Below are 24964 nucleotides of genomic sequence, written 5' to 3' on the forward strand. Positions count from 1 at the left end.
AAGAGGGTCAGCGCTTACGCTTTCAGGCGTGTTTCGCGCCGTGCAGCGGCGGCGTTTTGTTTTCGGCGGGCTTGACGATCAACGTCAGCCACACCGAGACCAGCAGCGCTGCACCCATAAAGATATAGGAGGCCGCCGGACTGCCCGTCGCTCCATTAAGATAGCCGACAATCCAGGAACCGACGAACGATCCCAGCGCGCCCATGCTGTTGATCAGCGCCATCGCACCGCCTGAAACGTTGCGCGGCAGCATTTCCGGAATGATGGCGAAGAAGGGACCATAAGGCGCATACATCGCGCCGCCCGCAATCACCAGCAGACCATAGGAGAGCCAGAAATTGTCGGAGCCGACCAGATATGACCCCAGGAAGGCCAGCGCGCCGATCAGCAGCAGCGGCCAGACAAAGAGCTTGCGATTCTGCATCTTGTCCGACGCCCAGGAGACCACGATCATTGCGATGGTCGCCACCAGATAGGGCACCGCCGACAGCCAGCCCGCTTCCACCATGCCCATCTGCGTGCCGTTACGCAGAATTGACGGCAGCCACAGCACGAAGCCGTACACGCCGATGCTCCAGGCGAAATATTGCATGCAGAGCAGAATAACGTTGCGGTTGCGGAACGCCTCGCTGTAGTTGCGTACGGCTTTGATGTTCTCCTGCTCTTTTTTCAGCTGGGCAGCCAGTGCGGCTTTCTCTTCGGCGCTCATCCAGCGCGACTGCTCTGGCTTGTCCTGCACCATAAACCACCAGGCGATCGCCCAAATCACCGCCGGAAACCCTTCGATGATAAACATCTCGCGCCAGCCAAAAGAGTCGATCAGATAGCCCGACACCACTGACATCCAGAGCACCGTCACCGGGTTGCCGAGGATCAGAAAGGTATTGGCGCGCGAGCGTTCCGACTTGGTGAACCAGTTGCTGATATAGATCAGCATCGCCGGCATCACCGCTGCTTCCACCACGCCGAGCGCAAAGCGGATCGCCGCCAGCATCGGAATATTGCTGACTATGCCAGTCAGGGACGCGCAGACGCCCCATAAAATCAGACACCAGAAAATCAGTTTTTTCACGCTGCGGCGTTCAGCGTAGACCGCGCCGGGGATCTGGAAAAAGAAGTAGCCGAGAAAGAAGAGCGCGCCCAGCAGCGAGGACATGCCCTTGGTGATGCCCAGGTCGTCGTTGATGCCGGCGGCAGAGGCGAAGCTAAAGTTTGCGCGATCCAGATAGGCCAGACTGTAGGTGATAAACACGATGGGCATGATATACCACCAGCGTTTCGGCGCGATTGTCTGCGTTTTCATGCGGTTCTCCTCTGATATTGCGGTTCGGATGCAGGCTAGAAATCGCCTAACTCGCTGCGTGTTGGCAGCCCTTCGCTGTCGCCGATCACCTGAATCGCCAGCGAACCGATTCTGTTGCCGCGCTTAATCGCCTGCGGCAGCGTTTTACCTTCCAGTAGCGCGCTGATCACGCCGACGGCGAAACCGTCGCCCGCGCCGACGGTGTCCACCACGTTCTCAACGCGGATCGCCTCGACCTGGCCCTGCTCGCCTTGGGCGGTTTTATACCAGGCGCCGTCGCAGCCGGTTTTAATCACCACCGCTTTCACCCCTTTATCGAGGTAGAAATCGGCGATTGCTTCCGGCTGGCGGTAGCCGGTCAGGATATAGCCCTCTTTTTCGCCCGGCAGCACCCAGTCAGCGTACTCCGCCAGGTGGTTGAGCTGCTGGCGCATCTCCTCTTCGCTGCGCCACAGCACCGGCCGCAAATTAGGATCGAAAGAGATGGTTTTGCCGCGCGCGCGCATCTCTTTCGCGCTGTGCTTCAGCAGCGCCAGCGAGCTGGCGGAGAGCGCGGCCGCGACGCCGCTCAGATGCAGATGGCGCGCGGCGCCGAAGTAATCGCTGTTGAAATCCTCGACGGAAAGATGGCTGGCGGCGGAGCCTTTACGAAAATATTCCACCAGCGGATCGGAGCCGTCGTCGACTTTGGATTTCAGCTGAAAACCGGTGGGGTAGCGCGCATCTTTCGTCACCTGGCGGCGATCGACGCCTTCGCTCTCCAGCACCTGGCAGATAAAGCGGCCGAAGCTATCGTCGCCGACGCGGCTGACCCAGCCGACCTTCAGACCGAGACGCGCCAGGCCGATGGCGACGTTAAGCTCCGCGCCCGCCGCGCGCTTGATAAAAGTTTCAGCGGCGGCAAGATCGCCGGTTTCACGCGCCACGAACATCGCCATCGCTTCGCCGATGGTGACGACGTCCAGCGCGCCGTTATGCAGAGTAGTCATCTTCTCTCCTTACAGAGTGCGCAGCAGCGACACGTAGCGGCGGGTTACCGCCAGCAGATCCTCGCCTTCCAGCGGGAATTCGATACCGCGCGGCGCATTATCCGGCAGCTGGCGCAGCAGGTCGCGCCAGTCCGCTTTCGCCTCGTCCAGCGCCACCGCGCGATAGCTGTCGCCGTGCGGTTCAGCCGCCTTGACGTGAATATAACGCACGAAGCGCCCAAGCTGCGTCGCCGCCGCCTGCGCGTTCTCCTGCGTCCAGAGCCAGTTGCCCATATCGAATGTCATCGTCACCGGCAGGTTCGCCTGCTCCGCCGCCTGGAAAAAACGCAGCGAAGGCGCGAGCTTGCCGTTATCGGTTTGATCGTTTTCCACCGCCAGCTCTACCGGGTAGCGCTCGGCAAGCGCGCGCAAAGCCGCGCCGTGCAGCTCGCCGTTAAATCCGCCCAGCGCCAGCTTGAGGCGCTGCGCGTTCAGCTGCTGGGCTTCTTTAAGGTAGTTCTCCAGCTGGGGATTTAACGCGCCGTCGTCACAAAACAGCGTGTCGGGTACCGAGTAGCTGGCGCGCAGCTGATGTTGCTGAATGGCCTGGGCCAGCGCGGGCAGACTGGCGAGCGTCGCATTGTCGAAGAGTTCGCGGCGGATTTCGACGCCGTCGGCGCCGGCCTGCTGGATCAGCGGCAGCAGTGCCTGCTGACCGCCCAGCGCGGCGACCTGTTGCTGTCCGTAGGCGGCGGTCACCACAATAATTTCAGCGTTCATCGTTACCCCTGGAATGCGCGTTAAGCAAAAGTTACAGGGAAAACGTTAATTGGAACCGGTTCCAAAGCAAAGAGGCAGAGGCTGAAACTATGATCGTGCTCACGAAGCGAGCACGAGAGAGGGAAAACAAGCGGGGATCAGGCGAGGGGCCGACTAGAGCCGCGCACCACCAGCTCGCCGGAGAAAACCTGTTCGGCGGCGGGCCCGGCGCTGCCGTCGATGCGGGCGATCAGCCGCTCCAGCGCCGCATAGCCGATTTGCCAGGTGGGCTGTCGCAGCGTGGTGATGCCGACGCCAGCCAGCGCGGCCCACTCCAGCTCGTCGAAGCCGAGCAGGCCGATATTTTCGCCCCAGCGCAGGCCGACACGCTGCATCGCGCGCGCAACCTGCAGCGTCATGGCGCCGTTCGCCACCATCACCGCCGCGCGTTTTCCGCGCTGACGCTGCGTATAGTCCAGCAGCAGCGCATCCAGCGCCGCAGGCTGATGCAGCGGCACCTCGGCGTTCTCATGCGCAATCTGCGGCCAGGCGGCGAGCCGCTGACGGAACGCCTGCAGGCGTTCGCGGCGCGTGTTAACGCTGCCCAGCGGCTCGCTCAAAAACAGCAGCGCCTCATAGCCGTTATCAAGCAGATGCTGCGTGGCGATCTCCGTGGCTTCGGCGTTGTTCAGGCCAACGACATCGCAGGCGAAATCGGGAATTTTTCGGTCGATCAGCACCATCGGCAGCAGCGACTGCTGCAGGCGGCTCAGCGCCTCTTCGCGCATGCCAACGGCATTCACCACTACCCCTTCTACCTGATAGCTGCTCAGCAGCTGCAGATAGTGCTGCTCCAGATCCACTTCATTGTTGGTGTTGCACATCAGCAGCGTAAAGCCGCGCTCGCGGCAGGCGGCTTCGATGCCGCACATCACGTCGACGGAATAGGGATTGGTGATGTCTGCGATAATCAGTCCGATCAGCCGCGTGCGGCCGCGCTTCAGCCCGCGCGCCATCTGGCTGGGGCGATAGTCGAGCTCGGCGATCGCCTGTTCGATGCGGGCTTTTAGATCGGCGGAAAGAAGATGCTGCTCGCCGTTGAGATAGCGAGACACGCTGGTTTTACCGGTTCGCGCGCTGCGAGCAACATCGCTAATGGTGGCGCGAGGCGGTCTGTTCTTCATGTCGGTACCTGCAAAAAGAGAAACAGGCAGAGACTAGCACAGGCGCGGTCTGTCGCAAAAAACGCGATCAGCACGGCGCGCCCTCCAGCCAGGGCTGGCGCAACAGCTGAAGCGCTTCCAGCGGCGCGCCGTCAAGCATCTGCACCACCAGATCGGCAAGCTGATCGCCGGTTTCGCTATCCGAGGCCTGACGGATAGCGATCGCCGGCGCCTCGACGATCGCTTCGCGCGGCAAGCCTTCCCAGGCATAGAGGCGAATCGCCTTGCTGCCGTGCAGCCGGTTCGCCTGCTGCATCGCCAGCGCCGCGCCCTCCGCCAGCGCGCTGCTGTCGGCGATAATCGCCTGCAGTGACGCATCCTGCGCCAGCCAGGCGGCGGTTTGCTGATAGCCGACGCGACGCGACGGCGGCACGGCGACGATATCGACCGGCGTGACGGCGCCCATCGCGTCGAGGAAACCCTGACGGCGGTCGCGTACAAAAGTGGTGCCTTCGTCGCTGCCCAACCAGGCGATGCGCGTCACTCCCTGCTGTAGACAGGCTTCTACCGCCAGGCGCGAGCCATGGTGGTGATCGACGTCGAGCCAGGCATAGGGCTGCGGCAGATCACTGCGGCCGAGCGTGATAAAGCGAAAGTTTTTTTGCTGCAGGCTCAGCAGGCGTTCATCCTGCGGCAGGGTATGGGTGACGATGAGCGCATCCAGCACTCGGCTGCGCAGCAGACGCGTCAGGGGACGCGGCCCGTCATGGGGCTTATCCACCAGCAGCATCAGGTCGATCTCTCTCTGCGCCAGGCGCTGATCGAGCGTCAGCAGCATCTCGCTGAAGCGGCAGTCGCTGATGGGCGAGGTGCTGACGGGGAAAACTAAACCTACCGCATTGGCGCGGCCGGTTTTCAGACGGCGCGCGGCGGCGTTGGGGCGATAGCCGCGACGCTGCGCTTCTGCTTCCACGCGTTTACGGGTCTCCTCCGCCACATCCTCATAGCCGTTTAACGCCCGGCTAACCGTGGTAACGGACAACCCTAATTCGCTGGCAATGGCTTTTAGTGACATGCTGGACGACTCGCTGAACACGTTTTTTTCACGCTAACATAAAGTCTGTTTTGGCACTACAGGTTGCATGTCATCCGCCCTGTTTTGTCGAAAAAAGCGCGTAAAAATGCCAAAAAAATCGCATTTTGGCGAAAAACGCCCCGTTTCGGGGCGTTTTCGCATCAGCCGATCGGGCTAAGCGTAATTTCTACGCGGCGGTTTTGCGCCTTGCCTGCTTCGGTGCTGTTGGTGGCAACCGGATTGTCCGGGCCCAGACCCTGGGTGCGCAGACGATCCGCCGCGACGCCCTGGGTAATCAGCGCGCCGGCGACGCTCTCGGCGCGCTGCTGCGACAGACGCATATTCAGCGCGCGCGAGCCGGTGCTGTCGGTGTAGCCCACGACGTTTACCGCGGTTTTCGGATACTCTTTCAGCACCATAGCCACGCCGGTCAGCGTATTGGCGCCCGCCGCTTTCAGGCTACTGCTGCTGGAGTCGAAGGTGACGTTATTCGGCATATTCAGCACGATGTTGTCGCCCTGACGCGTCACGCTGACGCCGGTGCCGCGCATTTTTTCGCGCAGCTTGGCTTCCTGCACATCCATGTAGTAGCCGATGCCGCCGCCAAGCGCCGCGCCGGATGCCGCGCCAATCAGCGCGCCTTTGCCGCGATCTTTCTTCGATGAGGAGAGAACGCCGACCCCGGCGCCCATTAGTGCGCCAAGGCCTGCGCCGATGCCGGATTTGCCGGCCTGGGATTCATTGGTGTATGGATTAACGGTACAACCCGACAGTACCAGACTGCCGCTCAGTAACAGGCAAAGCGAAAACGATTTTTTATACATGCTCATTCCCTAAATCAAACAAAGACATTACGTCTTTAAAGCGGCGAGATTATGCCGCTTAAAAAGAGAGAAGGGGTGAGGGAAACTCTTATTTTGTCTGGTTTGCGCGTAAAAGGTTGTCAGGATGGCAAAAACAGTCTGTCTGATGATCGCTAATCAGCCCGCAGGCCTGCATAAAGGAGTGGCAAATTGTCGGGCCGACGAATTTAAAACCACGCTGCTTTAAGGCCTTCGACAGCGCGATAGCCTGTTGTGAGGTGGTCGGCGCCTCTTTATAGTGGGCAAAGCGATGCACAACCGGCTGGTTATCGACAAAATTCCATACGAAGCGCGCGAAATCTTCGCCTTTCGCTTCCATCGCAAGATAAGCGCGCGCGTTGCCGATAATGGCGGCGAGTTTGCCGCGATGGCGTATCAGTCCGCTGTCTTGCAGCAGGCGCGTCAGATCTTCTTCATCCATTAAGCTCACCGCCTGAGGGTCGAAGCCGTGAAAGGCATGGCGATAATGCTCTCGCTTCTTCAGTACGGTGATCCAGGAGAGCCCCGCCTGCTGACCTTCCAGACAGAGCATCTCAAACAGCGCCTGCTTTTCGTTTTGCGCAATGCCCCACTCACGATCGTGGTAGGCCAGGTAAAGCGGGTCCTGAGTGACCCAGCCGCATCGTTGCATGTTCTTTATCCTGATAAAGAGAAAATTTTGTGACGGCGCTTGATCTTACGTTTAGTCGGTTAATAGTTAAACAGCAGGCGTGATAAAACAGTTTCTTAAATAGCGCCGATCGTTCTCTTCAGCATCGTCTGGAGTTTTTCATGTTGCAGAAAAGTCAGTGTGCCAGCCAGCGCCTTACGGCGCTGGGGCTGAGTAGTGCGTTGCTTTTTTGTTCTGCGACGCCCCTGTTTGCCTGGAGCGGCGAGACCCTGTCATCGCCGGACGATCGCCTGCGCGATCGGCCCGATTACGACACTATTCTTGCGGAAAAGATTTCCCGAAATCATCTGATCGTCGGCAGCGACGCGCAGATGAACTTTCTGGACGCGGCGCTCAATTCGTCCCCGTCCCCCTTCACGCTGCGCGCCGAGCCGGTGCCGACCGGCACGCGCTACAGCGCCGGCTGGGAGCTGCCGCTGGGCGCATCGCTGACGACCGGGCCGGTGGCGCAGTATGCGCCCGCGACCGCGCCGCTCAGCTGTCCGCAATGCGATTTCAGCCGCGACGGCGTCGCGAGCTTAGGCTGGCGGGTCGATACCCGGCTGGGCGGGATCGCGCCTTACGCGCAGCTTAGCTATAGCTATCAGCCCGGCGATAGCCTGACCGGTGAGTCGCGCGATCGTTCACCGGACGATCCAGCCGCGCGCGAAGCGGGCTGGGTCGACGTCAGCGTCGGTGCGCATATTCCCCTGAATCACAACGTTGCGGCATTCGCGGCATTTTCGCAAAACGATGCGCTAAACAGCGGCGAGCAGTTTATTTACAGCCTCGGCGTTAGCGCCAGTTTTTAACATGGGGCATAAAATGAGAAAGGGCGGGTGAGTAACGCCATATAATAAGCGCGCTAATCATAATAGTGGTAATAATATGCGCGAACAAATTTCAATCCTCGGCCGTGAATGCGCGGCTTTTTTATTTGCAACACTGTTTCTTGTGCTGATGATGTCGAGCATCTATATCGACGTAAACTGGATGAACGACGCCATGCATGAAACGTCGATTACGGAGACGCTGCAGGAAGTGATGCTCGCCTCCGTCGCGGCGATGTTCTTCTGGTCGGCGCATCGGCGTCCCGATCAGCGCGGCGCGCTGATCCTGATCGGCGGCTTCTACAGCTGCATGCTGATCCGCGAGCTCGACTTCGTATTCGACGTCGTCGAGCACGGCAGCTGGGTGTGGTTCGCGCTGGCGACCGCTGCGGCCAGTCTGGCGATGGCGCTGCGGTCGCCGCGCAGCACGCTGGACGGGCTGGTCGCCTTCGTGACGGATCGCTGCTGGCTGATGACCGTCAGCGGCATGCTGATCGTGCTGGTGTTCTCCCGCCTGTTCGGCATGCATCAGCTGTGGCAGCACCTGATGCTGGACGGCTACAACCGCGTAGTGAAAAACATCGCCGAGGAGGGCACCGAGCTGCTGGGCTACAGCATCTGCTGGCTCGCCTCGACGCGCTACCTGTGGCAAACCCGCCCGGTGCGCGTCAGGGCAGAAGCCGCCGAACCGGTTCAGACCGCTCTTTCCGCAGAGTCCGCTTCCTGGTCCTCCTGACCGACGCCTTTTTTGGCGATCCAGGACGCTAAAAAAGGTACAATAAAGACTTGTGCGCCGGCGCTCTGCCGGCGCAGCGTGCAGGTCAACGTCAGGTTTCATCATGTCAGTCAAAATTCTTACTTCTACGCTTATTGGTCTGGACGCCTTCCGCCAGGATCCGCATCAGGCGCTGCAGCAGGCGGAAAACGGCACGCTGGCGGTGCTGGATAATTACGCGCCGGCGTTTTACGCCGTGACGCCCGAGCGGCTGGCGCATCTGCTGGCGCTGGAGGCGGCGGCGGCGCATCCCAGCGACGTAACGCTGGACGACAGCTTATATGACGACCTGCCAGCTTCTCTGCCGACGCCGGCGGGCAAGTTCGCGATGTATGCCGGCTGGCAGCCCGACGCCGATTTTCAGCGTCAGGCCGCTATCTGGGGCGTGGCCCTGAGCGAGCCGGTAACGCCTGCCGAGCTGGCCGCTTTCGTCGCCTACTGGCAGGCGGAAGGCCGTCTGTTCCACCATGTGCAGTGGCAGCAAAAGCTGGCGCGCAGCGTACAGATGAATCGCGCCGCCAGCGGCGGCCAGCCCAAACGCGATATTACGCAAATCAGCAATACTGATTACAACATTCCCGATGGGTTTCGAGGTGAGTAATGAAAACGCCGACCGATCTGTTCAGCCGTCTGAAAAAAATGATGCCCGCCAACGTCCAGCCGAAGTTCACCAGCGGTGAAGAGCTGCTGGCCTGGAACCAGGAGCAGGGCCGCCTGCGTTCGGAGTCCATCGTGCGTGAAAACCGCGCCATGAAAATGCAGCGCGTAATGGGACGCTCCGGCATTCGCGAGCTGCATATGAACTGCTCGTTCGATAACTATCGCGTCGAGAATGAAGGTCAGCGCAGAGCACTGGCGATGGCACGCCAGTATGCGGACGATTTTGAGGGCAGCATCGCCAGCTTCGTCTTTTCCGGCCGTCCCGGCACCGGCAAAAACCATCTGGCGGCGGCTATCGGCAACGATCTGATCCTGCGCGGCAAAAGTGTGCTGATCGTCACCGTTGCGGATCTGATGTCGAGCATGAAAGGCACCTTTAGCGGCGGTAGCGACATCACTGAAGAGCGACTGCTGCAGGATCTCAGCAGCGTCGATCTGCTGGTGATTGACGAGATCGGTATGCAGAGCGAGTCGCGCTACGAAAAGGTGATTATCAACCAGATCGTCGATCGTCGCTCCTCTTCGAAGCGTCCGACCGGGATGCTCTCTAACCTCGATCCCGCCGGTATGAATACCCTGCTGGGCGAGCGCGTGATGGACCGCATGCGTCTCGGTAACAGCATGTGGGTGCGCTTCGACTGGGAAAGCTACCGCAGCCGCGTGCGCGGCGACGAATATTAATTTTCTCTTCCCTGCAAGAAACCGGGCGCGACCCGGTTTTTTTACGTCTTTCCTTTGCGCCGCCCTCTGCTGTGACTTGTGTGAAACAGCGCGCAAAAGTGCCAGATAAGAGGCGTCCCGGCGCTGTTACACTGAAAGATATGTTGCCCGTCAGATGAGCGCTGTAATGAATATGGGTAAAGGCCCTGCACTACTCAGACTTAACAACCAGAAGCGCGTGATGACGCAGCTTCGTCGGTTGCGCGTAACGTCGCGTCAGGATTTAGCCCACATCTTGTCGCTCAGCAAAAATACGGTGTCGCTGATCGTCGACGAACTGCTGGAAAGGTCGCTGCTTCAGGAGCTGGGGACGATTAGCGCAGGCGCCGCCGGACGCCCGAAGATTGAGATCGCCCTGCGCCCGGAACAGTTGAAAAGCGCGGGCGTGATGGTGGAGCGCAACGCGATTTACTGGCGCGTCTGCGACTACTTTTCGCAGGTGATGGTGGAGCAGACGCGCCGCGTCGATACCGCTAACCCGAAAAAGCTGCTGGATGAGGTAGCAACCCTGTGCGGCGAACTGGCGGAGAAGCATCCGCAGCTGCTGGGCATCGGGCTGGGGTTTCCCGGCATCGTCGATCCCGAACGCGGCTGGATGCATCTTTCAACCCATCTGGGCTGGCAGGATGTCGATCTGCTGACGCCGATCAAACAAAAGGTGGATGTACCGCTGCGCGTGATGAATAACGTCAAGGCCTCGGCGCTGCTGGCGGTACAGCAGCTTGGGCTGAGAGCGGCGGGCAGCCACTTCTACCTGCGGATTGCCGAAGGCATGGGCGGCGCGCTGGTGCAGCAGGGCGAAGTAGTGACCGGCAACAGTTGGACCGCGGGCGAAGCAGGGCATCTCAGCGTGCAGCCGGATGGCCCGCGCTGTCGCTGCGGACGCCAGGGATGCGCCGAAGCGCTGCTCAGCAAACCGGCGATAGAGCAGCAGCTGGCCCAGCGCCGTCCCGGCTTAAGCTGGCAGACGCGCGACGAGGCGCCGAAGGTGGTGGATGAGGTGATGCAGCAGGCGGGTGGTTTTCTCGCTAAGGCGATGAGCCAGATTATCCTGCTGCTCAATCCGACCACGATTATTATCGACGCGCCCTGGAATGTGCACCCGATGTTTTGCGACACGGTGCGCAAACGGATCGCGTCCAGTACGCCAGCTTTTACCTTCCAGAACACCACGCTGCATTTTTTACAGACGCGTCTCGATCCGGCGGTAGGGCTGTCGCTGGCGGTGGTTGAGCAGTATGAACAACGTCAGGGATGAAGAGAGCGGCTTTATCACGCCGCCGCCATTTTACATCAGGCTTTCGCCGTGATGCTGTCGGTACTCTTTTGGCGTGCTGGCATAGCTTTTCTTAAATACCGAATAAAAATATTGCAGCGAAGGATAGCCGCACATCTGGGAAATCTCATTAATGTTCAGCGAGGAAGAGGCCAGCAGCTCGCGCGCTTTTTCCAGTTTCTCGCGGTGGATCATGGCGTGAATCGTATCGCCGGTTTCATCGCGAAAGCGTTTCTCAAGATTAGAGCGCGACAGGCCGATCGCATCCAGCACCTGTTCTACTTTGATGCCTTTACAGGCGTTGAAGCGAATATAGTGCATGGCCTGAATCACGGCCGGATCGCGCAGCGAGCGGAAATCGGTCGAACGTCGGGCAATCACTTTCATCGGCGGCACCAGAATGCGCTGCAGCGGCAGCGGCTGTTTGTCCAGCAGGCGATGCAGCAGTTTGGCAGCCTGATAGCCCATCTGCCGCGTGCCTTGCGCTACCGACGAGAGCGCGACGCGCGACAGATAGCGCGTCAGCTCTTCGTTGTCGATGCCGATCACGCTCAGCTTTTCCGGCACCGGAATTTTGAGATATTCGCACGCCTGCAGCAGATGACGCGCGCGGGCGTCGGTGACCGCGATAATGCCGGTCTGCTGCGGCAGGGTTTGCAGCCAGTCGGCCAGCCGGTTCTGCGCATGCTGCCAGTTTTCCGGCGCGGTATTCATGCCCTGATAGACCACGCCCTGATAGCGCTCGCGCTGCACCAGCTGACGAAAGGCGTGTTCGCGCTCCTGCGCCCAGCGCTTGCCGCTGGAGGCGGGCAGCCCATAAAAGGCGAAGCGGTTGATACCCTTCTCTTTGAGATGAAGAAAGGCGCTCTCCACCAGCGCCGCGTTGTCGGTGGCGATATAGTGCACCGGCGGATAATCCTGCTGGCGATGGTAAGAGCCGCCGACGCCGACAATCGGCACCTCGACGTTCGCCAGCAGCTGCTCGATCGAGCTATCGTCATAGTCGGCGATCACGCCATCACCCAGCCATTCGCGGATATTGTCGATGCGGCAGCGGAAATCCTCCTCGATAAAAATATCCCAGTCGGTTTGCGACGCCTGTAAATACTCGCCGACACCCTCTACCACCTGACGGTCGTAGACCTTATTGGCATTGAACAGCAACGTAATGCGATAGCGTTTTTCATGCATAGTGGCGCGCTCTCCTGAATCCCAGCGCAATGCATAGCACGGCCGGATGAACAGCAGAAATTGTTTGCGCCAGGTTGTGATCCCCGACGCGATTAGACCCGGCGACGCGTGGCGGTATCCATCCACACCGCCAGCAGCAGAATCGCCCCTTTGACGATGTACTGCCAGAAGGTGGGCACGTCCATCATGCTCATGCCGTTATCCAGCGAGGCCATAATAAAAGCGCCCATGACCGCGCCCGCGACCGACCCCACGCCGCCCGCCAGGCTGGTGCCGCCGATGACGCAGGCGGCGATGGCGTCCAGCTCAGCGATATTGCCCGCCGACGGCGAGCCGGCGCCGAGGCGCGAGCTGAGGATCAGCCCGGCGATCGCCACCATCACGCCGTTGATGGCGAATACCGCCAGCTTGGTGCGCGCCACGTTAATGCCCGACAGCCGCGCGGCGTCCAGGTTGCCGCCGATGGCGTAGATGCGGCGGCCAAAGGCGGTGCGCGTCGCCATAAACATGCCGCCCAGCAGCAGCAACGCCAGCAGCAGCACCGGCGTTGGCACGCCGCGGTAGTCATTCAATAGCCAGATCGCGCCCAGCACCAGCACTGCGGTAAGCGCCTGACGCGCCACGGTGCCGCCGGCGGCAGACTGCGTCAGTCCGAGCTGCTGACGGCGCAGCCGCAGCCGCCACTGCCACAGCATAAACAGCGCCAGACCGGCGATGCCGAAACCGAAGCCGACGCCGTCCGAAAGATAGCTCTGCCCGATCTGCGACATGGCCGGCGTGGTCGGCGCGACCGTGGTGCCGTTGGTGATCCCCACCAGAATGCCGCGGAACGCCAGCATGCCAGCCAGCGTAACGATAAACGACGGCACTTTGCGGTAGGCCACCCACCAGCCGTTCCAGGTGCCCAGCAGCAGCCCCATCAACAGCGTCACCGCTATCGTCAGCGGCAGCGGCCAGCCGAGCCAGACGTCGAAAATCGCCGCCGCGCCGCCCAGCAGGCCCATCATCGAGCCTACCGATAGATCGATCTCCGCCGAAATAATGACGAACACCATGCCGACCGCCAGAATGCCGGTGATCGCGGTTTGCCGCAGCAGGTTCGAGACGTTGCGCGGGCTGAGCCAGGCGCCGTCGGTGGTCCAGGTAAAGAACAGGGCGATCGCCAGAATGGCGCCCAGCATCACCAGCACCTGCAGGTTGGGCAGCGAGAATTTGCCTGGCGACGGCGCGCCTGGCAGCGCGCCCTGACGACTTTCGGTTTTAAGCATAATGTTCACTCCGCAGGGCCGCTTCCATCACTTGCTCCTGAGTCAGGTTATTGTTTATCAGATCGGCTTTGATCCGTCCTTCGTGCATCACCAGCACGCGATCGCTCAGGCCCAGCACTTCAGGGAGTTCGGACGAGATAACGATCACGGCGATCCCCTGCTGCACCAGGCTGTTGATCAGCTGATAGATCTCCTGACGCGCGCCGACGTCGATGCCGCGCGTCGGCTCGTCGAGGATCAGGATCTGCGGGTTCAGCAGTAAACATTTGGCGATAATCGCCTTCTGCTGGTTGCCGCCGCTCAGTCGGCCGATGGGCAGTTCCGGCGACGAGGTTTTGACCCGCAGCCGCGCGATAGCGTCATTAATGACGTGCTGCTCGCGCGTCTCGTCCAGCGGCGCGAAGCGGCGGCTGAACTGATCCAGCGCCGCGAGGGTAATATTTTTGCCGACGCCCATCAGCGGCACGATGCCATCTTTTTTGCGGTCCTCCGGCACCATGGCGATGCCCTGGGCTATCGCCTGCTGACAGTCGCGAACCTGAACCTTCTTATCGTTAATCCAGATATCGCCCTGCCAGCGTCCCGGCCAGACGCCGAACAGGCACTGGACCGTTTCGGTGCGGCCGGCGCCGACCAGCCCGGCGATGCCGAGGATCTCGCCGCGCTTCAGGGTGAAGGAAACGTCGTTGACGCGGCGCACCTGCCGGTTAACCGGATGCCAGGCGGTAAGGTGCTCGACGCGCAGCACCGTGTCGCCGATGGCGTGCCGCTGATGCGGATAGAGCGCGGTCAGCTCGCGGCCCACCATCATGGTAATGATGTCATCCTCGCTGAGTCCGGCGGCTGGACGGGTGGCGATGGGCTTGCCGTCGCGAATAACACAGATGGTGTCGGAGATCGCTTTCACCTCGTTGAGCTTGTGGGAAATGTAGATGCAGGCGATGCCGTGGTCACGCAGGTTATTGATAATGCTCAGCAGCACTTCGGTTTCACGTTCGGTCAGCGAGGAGGTCGGCTCATCAAGGATCAGCAGCCGCACCTGCTTATTCAGCGCGCGGGCGATCTCGACCAGCTGCTGCTGCCCCAGGCCCAGATCGCCGACCCGGGCGTTGGGCGAGACGTCGAGCCTGACCCGCGCCAGCAGCTGCTGGCAGCGCAGCGTCATGGTTTCGTCGTCGACGATGCCGAAGCGGCCCAGCTCCGCGCCGAGAAAGATGTTCTCCATGACCGTCAGCTGCCGCACCAGCGCCAGCTCCTGATGGATAATCACAATGCCTCTGCGTTCGGTATCGCGGATGGTCTGCGCCTGAATTTTGTCTCCGGCGAAATAAATCTCACCGTCGAATTCGCCGTGCGGATAGAGCCCGCACAGAATCTTCATCAGCGTGGATTTGCCCGAGCCGTTTTCGCCGCACAGCGACATCACTTCGCCGCTGTCCAGCCGCAGGCTGACGTTATCCAGCGCCTTCACCGCGCCGAAACGCTTGGTGATATTGTTCATTTCCAGCAGCATCGATCTCTCCTCTTCGCGGCCGCGCGCGCTCAGAGCTCGCTCTTTTTATGGAAACCGTCTTTCACCACGGTGCTGTCGATGTTTTCTTTATTGACCGGGATCGGCGTCAGCAGGCGCGAAGGCACCTCTTTCAGACCGTTATTCAGCTTGCCGTTGCTGGCGGGTGTTTTGTCGTTGCCGAGTTCGATGGCGATGTTGGCGGCTTCGGTCGCAAGCTGGGTAATGGGCTTATACACCGTCATGGTTTGCGTGCCGTTGATGATGCGCTTGATGGCGGCGAGATCGGCGTCCTGGCCGGAGATGGCGACTTTGCCCGCCAGCCCCTGCGCGCTGAGCGCCTGGATCGCGCCGCCTGCGGTGGCGTCGTTGGAGGCGACGACGGCGTCGATGTGATTGCTGTTGGCGGTCAGGGCGTTTTCCATGATCTTCAGCGCGTTTTCCGGCAGCCAGGCGTCAACCCACTGGTCGCCGACGACTTTAATGCTGCCGTTGTCGATATAGGGTTTTAACACCTTCATCTGACCGGCGCGAAACAGATGCGCGTTATTATCCACCGGCGATCCGCCCATCAGAAAATAGTTTCCCTTCGGCACCTGCTTAACAATACTTTCCGCCTGAAGTTCGCCGACTTTTTCATTATCAAACGAAATATAAAAATCGATATCCGCGTTATTTATCATACGGTCATAGGCCAGCACTTTAATGCCTTCGCGTTTCGCCTCGGCGACGACGTTGCTTAATACCTGGCCGTTATAGGGAATGATCACCAGCACGTCGACGCCGCGGTTGATCATATTTTCTATTTGCGACATTTGCGTCTCTTCATTGCCGTTGGCCGACTGCACGAACACTTTCGCGCCCTGCGATTCCGCCTACTTAACGAAGATGTCGCGATCTTTTTGCCAGCGCTCAAGGCGGAGGTCGTCAATCGCCATGCCGATCTTCACTTCTTTCGCTGCGCCGACGTGGCTGAAGAGCGCCAGCGCGGCGCAGGCGGCTAACAGCGTAAGTTTCATTTTCATGATGTTCATCCTGTCTGTAGGTTGAGGCTGTTGTCGTTATCGCATGAGTCCAGGCGGTTGAATTGTTGACCTGGCTTTCCGGCAACATCAATTACTGATTTTTATCCGGCGATTACGTTTTTTGGTTTATTTCTGTTTTTATGAGCGGGATCGAGATTTATCGCTTTTAAGAGCAGTGGAGGGCGAATGCGCGCGGCTTGATTATTAATTTGCGAACGGGCGCACAAATATTAATTATCTCAAGTGTGGTGTGAAATATCGTAATTGAGCCGGCGGAAAAGGCGCAAGCAATATAAAGGCTCACGGCCGACTGTCCGGGTTTTCACGCTGAGGAGCGAAACATGCACGCCTATTTCGACCAGATCGAACGCGTTCGTTTTGAAGGGGTAAAGAGCACTAATCCACTGGCTTTCCGCCATTACAATCCTGACGAGGTCATCCTCGGTAAAACCATGGCTGAACATCTGCGTTTCGCCGCCTGCTACTGGCATACCTTCTGCTGGAACGGCGCGGATATGTTCGGCGTCGGCGCCTTCGACCGCCCGTGGCAAAAGAGCGGCGATGCGCTGCAGCTGGCGAAGCTGAAAGCGGACGTGGCGTTTGAGTTTTTTCACAAGCTGAACGTGCCTTACTACTGCTTTCACGACGTCGACGTCGCGCCGGAAGGGGACTCGCTGCGCAGCTATCAGGAAAATTTTGCGGTGATGACCGACAAGCTGCTGGAAAAACAGCAGGAAAGCGGCGTGAAGCTGCTGTGGGGCACTGCCAACTGCTTTACCCATCCGCGCTACGGCGCCGGCGCGGCGACCAGCCCCGATCCGGAAATCTTCGCCTGGGCGGCGAGCCAGGTGTGCAGCGCCATGCAGGCGACGCAGACGCTGGGCGGCGAAAATTACGTGCTGTGGGGCGGCCGCGAAGGCTATGAAACCCTGCTGAATACCGATCTGCGTCAGGAGCGCGAGCAGATTGGCCGCTTTATGCAGATGGTGGTGGAGCATAAGCATAAAATCGGCTTTCAGGGCATGCTGCTGATCGAGCCGAAGCCTCAGGAGCCGACCAAACATCAGTATGATTATGACGTGGCGACGGTGTACGGCTTCCTGAAGCAGTTCGGGCTGGAGAAAGAGATCAAGGTTAACGTCGAGGCGAACCACGCCACGCTGGCGGGTCACTCGTTTCATCATGAGATCGCCACCGCTATTGCGCTGGGCATTTTCGGTTCGGTGGACGCCAACCGCGGCGACGTCCAGTGCGGCTGGGATACCGACCAGTTCCCGATCAGCGTCGAAGAGAACGCGCTGGTGCTCTACGAGATTATTAAAGCGGGCGGCTTCACCACCGGCGGCCTGAACTTTGACGCTAAAGTGCGTCGCCAGAGCACTGACAAATATGACCTCTTTTACGGCCATATCGGCGCGATGGATACCATGGCGCTGGCGCTGAAAGCGGCGGCGCGCATGGTGGAAGCGGGTGAACTCGATAAGCGCGTGGCGCAGCGCTACAGCGGCTGGAATGGCGAGTTCGGCCAGCAAATCCTGAAAGGGGAGTTTTCCCTTGCCTCGCTGGCGGCGCATGCTCAGCAGCAGCAGTTCAATCCGCAGCATCACAGCGGCCGCCAGGAACAGCTGGAAAACCTGGTGAACCACTATCTTTATGATTTCTGAAACAACCGGGAGTAAGGCATGTATATCGGGATCGATTTAGGCACGTCCGGGGTCAAGGTGGCGCTGCTGAATGCGCAGGGCGAGGTGGCGGCGGTCAGCAGCGCGCCGCTGCAGGTGTCGCGTCCGCACGCGCTCTGGAGCGAGCAGGATCCCGAAAGCTGGTGGCTGGCGACCGACCAGGCGATGCAGGCGCTGGCGCAGCAGCATGCGCTCGGCGAGGTGAAGGCCATCGGCCTGAGCGGTCAGATGCACGGCGCGACGCTGCTGGACAGCGAGCATCGCGTGCTGCGTCCGGCCATTTTATGGAACGACGGGCGCAGCGGCGAACAGTGCCGCGAGCTGGAGCAGCGCGTGCCCGCGTCGCGCCAGATCACCGGCAACCTGATGATGCCCGGCTTTACCGCGCCCAAACTACTGTGGGTGCGGCAGCATGAGCCCGATATTTTTCAGCGGGTGGCGAAGGTGCTGCTGCCGAAAGACTACCTGCGCTGGCGGCTGAGCGGCGACTTCGCCAGCGATATGTCCGATGCGGCAGGCACGATGTGGCTCGACGTGGCGCGCCGCGACTGGAGCGACCTGATGCTCGACGCCTGCGGCCTGACGCGCGACCAGATGCCGCGGCTGTTCGAAGGCAATGGCGTTACCGGTTCGCTGAGCGGCGAGATCGCGGCGCGCTGGGGCATGCCGCCGGTGCCGCTGGTGGCGGGCGGCGGCGACAACGCCGCGGGCGCAGTGGGCGTCGGCATGACCGAGCCGGGGCAGGGCATGCTGTCGCTCGGCACCTCCGGCGTCTATTTCGTGGTCAGCGACGGCTACCTCAGCAATCCGCAGCGCGCGGTGCACAGCTTCTGCCATGCGCTGCCGCAGCGCTGGCATCTGATGTCGGTTATTCTCAGCGCCGCCGCCTGTCTCGACTGGGCGGCGGCGCTGACCGGCTGCGCCGACGTGCCGCAGCTGCTGGCGGAAGCGGAACGCGCCGATGAAAACGCGGCGCCGCTGTGGTTTCTGCCCTATCTCTCCGGCGAACGCACGCCGCACAACAACCCGCAGGCGACAGGCGTCTTTTTCGGCCTGACGCACCAGCACGGTCGGCCGGAGCTGGCGCGCGCGGTGCTGGAGGGCGTCGGCTACGCGCTGGCGCAGGGCATGGACGCGGTGCACGAGTGCGGCGTCGCGCCCTCCAGCATTATGCTGATCGGCGGCGGCGCGCGCAGCGCGCTGTGGCGGCAGATGCTGGCGGATATCAGCGGCCAGACGCTTGATTACTGTCAGGGCGGCGAGGTCGGTCCGGCGCTGGGCGCGGCGCGTCTGGCGCAGCTGGCGCTCGACCCGCAGACCACGCTGCCCGCGCTGACGCGGGTGCAGCGCCATCAGCCCGATGCGGCGCGCCATCAGCGCTATCAGCCGCTGCGCGACACCTTTGCCCGCCTCTACGCGCAGCTGGCGCCGCTGATGCGGTAGGCTTGTCCCGCACTGTCGCCATCTTGTCCCGATTTGGCCTTCTTCCTGCGCGTCAGGCCCGTCATGATGGGCCTGAATTCATTTCTCAGGAGGCCGAAAATGGCACAGGCAGCGCTGTTGGTAATAGACGTTCAGCACTCTTTTTTGCACCGCGACTTCTGGCAGGAAGCCGATGTTCCGGCGTTTCAGCGCAATATCAGCGCGCTGATCGAAGGCTGTCAGGCGAAAGGGATGCCGGTGGTGGACGTATTTCACGTCGCGCCGCAGGGCCCCTTCTCGCTGGCGTCCGGCTGGGTAAAGCGAATGGACTTTTTGCAGCACGAGGCGACGTTCAGCGTGCAGAAACACGTGCATAACGCGCTGACCGAATCGGGGCTGCTGCCCTGGCTGCAGGAACGCTCAATCGATACCCTGATTATTAGCGGCATCCGCACCGAGCAGTGCTGCGAAACCACCGCGCGCGTGGCGTCCGATCTCGGTTTTAAGGTACTGTTTGTCTCTGAGGCGACGCTGACCTTCCCGATGACGCACAACGGCGTCACCCTCAGCAGCGCCGAACTGATTCACCGTACCGAAACCGTACTGGTTAACCGCTTTGCCGAGGTGGTGAGCGTGGAAGCGTGCCTGGCGCGCGTTTGATCACAAGGAGTGGCGCGATGCCGCAAACCGTCCTGTTTCTTACCTTGCCTGGCGTGATGGCGCTCGACCTGACCGGACCGGCGGAAACGCTGCGGCTGGCGGGAGATCGCTTCGCGCTGCGCTATATCGGCCCGCAGGAATCGGTTGTAAGCTCCACGCAGATGACCATCGCCAATATTGAGCCGCTGCCGGAAAGCCTGCCGCCCGACTGCCTGCTGGTGGTGCCGGGCGTCTGCGACTCCGCCATCTGGTTCGCCACGCCGCAGGCGGAAGTGGCGCGACGCTGGCTGCAGCGTCAGCAGCCGCTGCTGCGCGCGCGGCAGCTCTCCTTGATCTGCGTCTGTTCCGGCGCGCTGCTGGCGGCGCAGGCCGGGTTGCTCGACGGCGTGCAGTGCACGACCCATCACGAGGTGCTCTCAAGGCTGAAAGCCGCGGCGCCCGCCGCGCTGGTAAAGGAAAACCGCGTCTTCGTCGACGACGACAATATCTGGACCAGCGCAGGCATTACCGCCGGAATCGATCTCTCGCTGCACCTGATTAACCGGCTGTGCGGCGCGCAGACGGCGCTGGAAGTGGCGCGCGAAATGGTGGTGTGGTTCCGCCGCTCCGGCGACGATCCGCAGCTGTCGCCCTGGCTGCGCTACCGCAATCATCTGCATCCGGCGATACACCGCGCGCAGGACGCCATGATCGCCCATCCCGAGCACAGCTGGTCGCTGGAGGATCTCGCCGCGCGCGTCCACGTCAGCGGCCGCCATCTGGCGCGGCTGTTTCGTCAGCATCTGGGCATCAGCGTGCGCGACTACCACGAGCAGCTGCGGCTGGGCATCGCGCGCCAGCGCCAGCAGCAGGGCGAAGGCGCGGAAAAAGCGGCGCTGGCGGCGGGGTTTTCTTCGGCGCGCCAGCTGCGGCGCGCCCGCGATCGCTGGCGCGATCAGCTTACCCAGTGACGCCTGTCGAGGCGCTGCAGGCCCATCGCCAGTAGCAGGCTGCCCACCAGCGTGACGCCGAACACCCAGGGCAAATCGAGCAACGGTCGCGACATATCGTCATAGTGGCGGGTACGCAGGAAGTGAATAAAGAGCGCGTGAAAGCCGTAGATCGGCAGCGAGTAGCGTGAAAGCGTGCCGAGCACCGGCAGTGTGCGGGCGTTCAGGGCGTTCTTGAACAGCACCAGCAGGCTGATGGCGGCGATAAACACCAGCGGGCCACAGTAAAGATACCAGCGGTCGTTAAAGGCGCCGTTAGCAATCAGCGCCTGTTTCGTGCCGAAGGTAATGCCGATAACGCAGGCGGCGAACAGCCCCGCCGCCAGCGGCGTCACGCCGCGCTTTGCTGTCTCCATGGTGCCGATGGCGCGCCCCAGCAGGGCATAGAGCAGATAGTAGATACTGTCGCCGCTGACGTAGAGATTCACCGGCAGCCAGTGAAACGGCCCCACCGCCTGATCCACCGTGTTCGGGTTCGCCAGCACCGCAAGCACAATGACCAGCAGCGCCACATAGCGCGCCTGCACCGCTTTCACCTGAATCAGCGGCGACAGCAGATAGATGCCGATCAGCGCGAAGAAAAACCACAGATGATAAAACACCGGCTTTTGCAGCATCTTCAGCAGCGAGCGCCCTTCGCTGATGGGCGTCAGCCAGGTGATATAGGCCAGCGCCACCGCGCTGTAAAACAGCAGACAGAGCACCAGCCGCAGCAGATGGCGCGGCTGCGCGCTGCGTTCGCCGAAGAACAGGTAGCCGGAGATCATAAAAAAGAGCGGCACGCAGACGCGCGACGCGGAATTAAGCAGGTTGGCGATATCCCACCAGTGGCCGGTCACCGCCATCGGGCCGGTAATGTACCAGGTGGTGGTATGGATCACGATCACCATCAAACAGGCGACCGCGCGTAAATTGTCGATCCAGCAAATCTTGTGCGACATCGGGTCCTCTTGCGCATCACGATAGTGCGAAGAAGGGTAGACAGTCGCGATGCGTGCGACAACTTTTCGCGGCAGGATTCGGAGCCGTCTGGCACGCCCGCGCCCGGCAGGATTTCCGGCTGCACATCGCGCGGTCAAAGGGTATACTGGCGCACTCTTTTTTCATCTACCCGAATCGCGTGCGAAATCATCATGCAAAAGTTTGATACCAAAACCTTTCAGGGCCTGATCCTGACATTGCAGGATTACTGGGCGCGTCAGGGCTGCACCATCGTTCAGCCGCTGGACATGGAAGTGGGCGCTGGCACTTCACACCCTATGACCTGCCTGCGCGCACTCGGACCAGAGCCGATTGCCGCAGCCTACGTGCAACCGTCGCGCCGTCCGACCGACGGGCGCTACGGCGAAAACCCGAACCGCCTACAGCACTACTACCAGTTCCAGGTGATCATCAAGCCGTCGCCGGACAACATTCAGGAGCTGTATCTCGGATCGCTGAAAGAGTTGGGCATCGATCCCACCGTGCATGATATCCGCTTCGTGGAAGATAACTGGGAAAACCCGACGCTTGGCGCGTGGGGCCTCGGCTGGGAAGTGTGGCTCAACGGCATGGAAGTGACGCAGTTCACCTACTTCCAGCAGGTGGGCGGCCTGGAGTGCAAGCCGGTGACCGGCGAGATCACCTACGGCCTTGAGCGCCTGGCGATGTATATCCAGAGCGTCGACAGCGTTTACGATCTGGTCTGGAGCGACGGTCCGCTGGGTAAAACTACCTATGGCGACGTGTTCCATCAGAACGAAGTCGAGCAGTCTACCTACAACTTCGAATACGCCGACGTCGACTTCCTCTTTACCTGCTTCGAGCAGTACGAGAAAGAGGCGCAGCAGCTGCTGGCGCTGGAAAAACCGCTGCCGCTGCCGGCCTATGAGCGCATCCTGAAAGCCGCGCACAGCTTTAACCTGCTGGACGCGCGTAAGGCGATCTCCGTGACCGAGCGCCAGCGCTATATTCTGCGCATCCGCACCCTGACCAAAGCCGTGGCTGAAGCCTACTACGCCTCCCGCGAGGCACTGGGCTTCCCGATGTGCAATAACAACAAGTAAGAGGCAGCCATGACTGAAAAAACGTTTCTGGTGGAAATCGGCACCGAAGAGCTGCCGCCGAAAGCATTGCGCAGCCTGGCCGAAGCCTTTGCTGCGCAGGTTACCGCCGAGCTGGATAGCGCCGGCCTGGCGCACGGCGAAGTGCGCTGGTACGCCGCGCCGCGCCGTCTGGCGCTGAAAGTAGCGAGCCTGAGCGCCGCGCAGCCCGATCGCGAAGTTGAAAAACGCGGCCCGGCGGTCTCCGCCGCCTTTGACGCCGACGGCAAACCGACCAAAGCGGCGGAAGGCTGGGCGCGCGGCAATGGCATCACCGTCGATCAGGCCGAGCGCCTGAGCACCGACAAAGGCGAATGGCTGGTTTACCGCGCGCAGGTGAAAGGCGAATCTTCCCAGTCGCTGCTGCCCGGCATGATCGCCACCGCGCTCGGCAAGCTGCCGATCCCGAAACTGATGCGCTGGGGCGCGAGCGACGTGCAGTTTGTCCGTCCGGTGCACACCGTGACGCTGCTGCTGGGCGACGAGCTGCTCCCGGCGACCATCCTCGGCATTGAGTCAGGTCGCACGATTCGCGGTCACCGTTTTATGGGCGAGCCTGAATTCACCATCGACCATGCCGACCAGTATCCAGAGATTCTGGAAACGCGCGGTAAAGTTATCGCCGACTACGCCGTGCGCAAGGCGCAGATTAAAGCCGATGCCGAAGCGGCGGCGCGCCAGCTGGGCGGCAACGCCGACCTGAGCGACAGCCTGCTGGAAGAGGTCACCTCGCTGGTGGAGTGGCCGGTGGTGCTGACGGCGACCTTCGAAGAGAAATTCCTCAAGGTGCCGGCGGAAGCGCTGGTCTACACCATGAAGGGCGATCAGAAATATTTCCCGGTCTATGACGACGCGGGCAAGCTGCTGCCGAACTTTATCTTCGTCACCAATATCGCCTCGAGCGATCCGCAGCAGATTATCGCCGGTAACGAAAAGGTGGTGCGTCCGCGTCTGGCGGATGCTGAATTCTTCTTTAATACCGACCGCAAAAAACGGCTGGAAGATCATCTGCCGCGCCTTGAAACCGTGCTGTTCCAGAAAGAGCTCGGCACGCTGCGCGACAAAACCGATCGCATTCAGGCGCTGGCGGGCTGGATCGCCGCGCAGATTGGCGCAGACGTGAATCACGCGACGCGCGCCGGCCTGCTCTCCAAGTGCGACCTGATGACCAATATGGTGTTTGAGTTTACCGACACCCAGGGCGTGATGGGCATGCACTATGCGCGTCACGATGGCGAAGCCGAAGATGTGGCGGTCGCGCTTAACGAGCAGTATCAGCCGCGCTACGCCGGCGACGATCTGCCTTCTAACCCGGTGGCCTGCGCGCTGGCGATCGCCGACAAGATGGATACCCTTGCGGGCATCTTCGGCATCGGTCAGCATCCGAAGGGCGACAAAGATCCGTTTGCGCTGCGCCGTGCCGCGCTGGGCGTGCTGCGCATCATCGTTGAGAAGAACCTGCCGCTCGATCTGCAGACCCTGACGGAAGAAGCGGTGCGCCTGTATGGCAGCAAGCTGAGCAACGGCAAAGTGGTCGATGACGTTATCGACTTTATGCTGGGTCGCTTCCGCAGCTGGTATCAGGAAGAGGGCCACAGCGTCGATACGCTGCAGGCGGTGCTGGCGCGTCGTCCGACCCGTCCGGCTGATTTCGACGCGCGTATGAAGGCGGTATCGCACTTCCGCACGCTCGACGAAGCGGCGGCGCTGGCAGCGGCGAACAAGCGCGTCTCCAACATTCTGGCGAAATCGACCGAAACGCTGAACGACAGCGTGCAGGCGTCGCTGCTGAAAGAGAACGAAGAGATCCAGCTGGCGACCTTCGTGACCGCGCTCGGCGATAAACTGCAGCCCTACTTCGCAGAGGGCCGCTATCAGGATGCGCTGATCGAACTGGCGCAGCTGCGCGAGGCGGTCGATAACTTCTTCGACAAGGTGATGGTCAACGCCGACGACGCTGAAGTGCGCGTCAACCGCCTGACGCTGCTGGCGAAGCTGCGCGAGCTGTTCCTGCAGGTTGCGGATATTTCGCTGCTGCAGTAAGCCTGTAACCAGGTTTAAGCCAGTAATAAACGTAAAGGCCGACATGATTGTC

The 24964-nt window shown here is 61.0% G+C and carries 22 protein-coding genes and 1 pseudogene; 11 read left to right on the top strand and 12 right to left on the bottom strand.

Annotated features, from left to right (window positions below):
- Nucleotides 1–22 precede the first annotated feature (22 nt).
- The 7 genes from PVE98_RS00095 to PVE98_RS00125 form a co-directional block, all read right to left on the bottom strand.
- The gene (locus tag PVE98_RS00095) at nucleotides 23–1303 is read right to left on the bottom strand and encodes an MFS transporter (protein WP_096072271.1); all 1281 of its coding nucleotides are present in this window, start codon (nucleotides 1301–1303) and stop codon (nucleotides 23–25) included.
- A 35-nt stretch (nucleotides 1304–1338) separates the two neighbouring features.
- Nucleotides 1339–2292: a sugar kinase gene (locus tag PVE98_RS00100; RefSeq protein WP_084884289.1), complete on the bottom strand. Its 954-nt coding sequence runs from the start codon at nucleotides 2290–2292 to the stop codon at nucleotides 1339–1341.
- 9 nt (nucleotides 2293–2301) lie between these two features.
- On the bottom strand, nucleotides 2302–3051 hold the full coding sequence (locus PVE98_RS00105) for a sugar phosphate isomerase/epimerase (RefSeq protein WP_096072270.1): 750 nt from the start codon (nucleotides 3049–3051) through the stop codon (nucleotides 2302–2304).
- Nucleotides 3052–3188: 137 nt separating this feature from the next.
- Nucleotides 3189–4214 carry a LacI family DNA-binding transcriptional regulator gene (locus PVE98_RS00110; protein WP_096072269.1) on the bottom strand — a complete coding sequence of 342 codons (1026 nt, stop codon included), beginning with the start codon at nucleotides 4212–4214 and terminating at the stop codon, nucleotides 3189–3191.
- 67 nt (nucleotides 4215–4281) lie between these two features.
- On the bottom strand, nucleotides 4282–5268 hold the full coding sequence (locus tag PVE98_RS00115; protein WP_096073852.1) for a LacI family DNA-binding transcriptional regulator: 987 nt from the start codon (nucleotides 5266–5268) through the stop codon (nucleotides 4282–4284).
- Between the two features lie 161 nt (nucleotides 5269–5429).
- Nucleotides 5430–6092, bottom strand: coding sequence for an OmpA family lipoprotein (locus PVE98_RS00120; RefSeq protein ID WP_033755493.1), 663 nt, complete (start codon nucleotides 6090–6092; stop codon nucleotides 5430–5432).
- Between the two features lie 88 nt (nucleotides 6093–6180).
- Entirely contained in the window at nucleotides 6181–6762 is a 582-nt protein-coding gene (locus PVE98_RS00125; RefSeq protein ID WP_096072268.1) for a DNA-3-methyladenine glycosylase I, read from the bottom strand.
- 140 nt (nucleotides 6763–6902) lie between these two features.
- Here PVE98_RS00125 and PVE98_RS00130 point away from each other — a divergent pair, with 140 nt between their 5' ends.
- The 5 genes from PVE98_RS00130 to PVE98_RS00150 all read left to right on the top strand — a co-directional run bounded on the left by PVE98_RS00130 (nucleotide 6903) and on the right by PVE98_RS00150 (nucleotide 11023).
- A complete protein-coding gene (locus tag PVE98_RS00130; protein ID WP_033755496.1) occupies nucleotides 6903–7592 on the top strand; it encodes a hypothetical protein in 690 nt (229 codons plus the stop codon).
- 76 nt (nucleotides 7593–7668) lie between these two features.
- Entirely contained in the window at nucleotides 7669–8346 is a 678-nt protein-coding gene (locus tag PVE98_RS00135) for a hypothetical protein (protein ID WP_033755498.1), read from the top strand.
- 103 nt (nucleotides 8347–8449) lie between these two features.
- Nucleotides 8450–8986, top strand: a complete 537-nt coding sequence (gene dnaT / locus PVE98_RS00140; protein ID WP_033755499.1) for a primosomal protein DnaT — start codon at nucleotides 8450–8452, stop codon at nucleotides 8984–8986.
- A complete protein-coding gene (dnaC, locus tag PVE98_RS00145; protein ID WP_033755501.1) occupies nucleotides 8986–9726 on the top strand; it encodes a DNA replication protein DnaC in 741 nt (246 codons plus the stop codon). Before dnaT ends, dnaC begins: the two co-directional genes overlap by 1 nt.
- Nucleotides 9727–9946: 220 nt before the next feature.
- Nucleotides 9947–11023, top strand: a complete 1077-nt coding sequence (locus PVE98_RS00150; protein WP_227741465.1) for an ROK family protein — start codon at nucleotides 9947–9949, stop codon at nucleotides 11021–11023.
- Nucleotides 11024–11053: 30 nt separating this feature from the next.
- Here PVE98_RS00150 and xylR read toward each other — a convergent pair whose 3' ends face one another.
- The 4 genes and pseudogenes from xylR to xylF form a co-directional block, all read right to left on the bottom strand.
- Complete coding sequence (gene xylR / locus PVE98_RS00155; RefSeq protein WP_033793021.1) at nucleotides 11054–12232, bottom strand: D-xylose utilization transcriptional activator XylR; 1179 nt, start codon at nucleotides 12230–12232, stop codon at nucleotides 11054–11056.
- A 92-nt stretch (nucleotides 12233–12324) separates the two neighbouring features.
- On the bottom strand, nucleotides 12325–13500 hold the full coding sequence (gene xylH / locus PVE98_RS00160; protein WP_096072266.1) for a xylose ABC transporter permease XylH: 1176 nt from the start codon (nucleotides 13498–13500) through the stop codon (nucleotides 12325–12327).
- Nucleotides 13493–15013, bottom strand: a complete 1521-nt coding sequence (locus PVE98_RS00165) for a xylose ABC transporter ATP-binding protein (RefSeq protein WP_313619359.1) — start codon at nucleotides 15011–15013, stop codon at nucleotides 13493–13495. The genes xylH and PVE98_RS00165 overlap by 8 nt, the downstream gene beginning before the upstream one ends.
- Before the next feature lie 29 nt (nucleotides 15014–15042).
- Nucleotides 15043–16035 (bottom strand): annotated as a pseudogene (gene xylF, locus PVE98_RS00170) (D-xylose ABC transporter substrate-binding protein).
- A 341-nt stretch (nucleotides 16036–16376) separates the two neighbouring features.
- Between xylF and xylA the strand changes: the two are divergent.
- From xylA to PVE98_RS00190, 4 genes are all read left to right on the top strand, one after another.
- On the top strand, nucleotides 16377–17699 hold the full coding sequence (gene xylA / locus PVE98_RS00175; RefSeq protein WP_033755517.1) for a xylose isomerase: 1323 nt from the start codon (nucleotides 16377–16379) through the stop codon (nucleotides 17697–17699).
- Between the two features lie 18 nt (nucleotides 17700–17717).
- Nucleotides 17718–19160, top strand: coding sequence for a xylulokinase (gene xylB / locus PVE98_RS00180; protein WP_096072263.1), 1443 nt, complete (start codon nucleotides 17718–17720; stop codon nucleotides 19158–19160).
- A gap of 99 nt (nucleotides 19161–19259) precedes the next feature.
- On the top strand, nucleotides 19260–19799 hold the full coding sequence (locus PVE98_RS00185) for an isochorismatase family protein (protein WP_033755522.1): 540 nt from the start codon (nucleotides 19260–19262) through the stop codon (nucleotides 19797–19799).
- A gap of 17 nt (nucleotides 19800–19816) precedes the next feature.
- On the top strand, nucleotides 19817–20749 hold the full coding sequence (locus tag PVE98_RS00190; RefSeq protein WP_096072262.1) for a GlxA family transcriptional regulator: 933 nt from the start codon (nucleotides 19817–19819) through the stop codon (nucleotides 20747–20749).
- Here the strand turns inward: PVE98_RS00190 and PVE98_RS00195 are convergent.
- Entirely contained in the window at nucleotides 20734–21729 is a 996-nt protein-coding gene (locus PVE98_RS00195; protein ID WP_096072261.1) for an acyltransferase, read from the bottom strand. The two genes, PVE98_RS00190 and PVE98_RS00195, sit on opposite strands and share 16 nt — an antisense overlap.
- Nucleotides 21730–21921: 192 nt before the next feature.
- Between PVE98_RS00195 and glyQ the strand changes: the two genes are divergently transcribed.
- Nucleotides 21922–22833: a glycine--tRNA ligase subunit alpha gene (glyQ, locus tag PVE98_RS00200; protein WP_033755527.1), complete on the top strand. Its 912-nt coding sequence runs from the start codon at nucleotides 21922–21924 to the stop codon at nucleotides 22831–22833.
- Between the two features lie 9 nt (nucleotides 22834–22842).
- Entirely contained in the window at nucleotides 22843–24912 is a 2070-nt protein-coding gene (gene glyS, locus PVE98_RS00205; protein WP_033755530.1) for a glycine--tRNA ligase subunit beta, read from the top strand.
- Nucleotides 24913–24964: the final 52 nt, after the last annotated feature.

This window comes from Pantoea sp. GABEPS69, assembly GCF_045780835.1.
In the GTDB taxonomy this organism is placed as follows: domain Bacteria; phylum Pseudomonadota; class Gammaproteobacteria; order Enterobacterales; family Enterobacteriaceae; genus Pantoea; species Pantoea septica.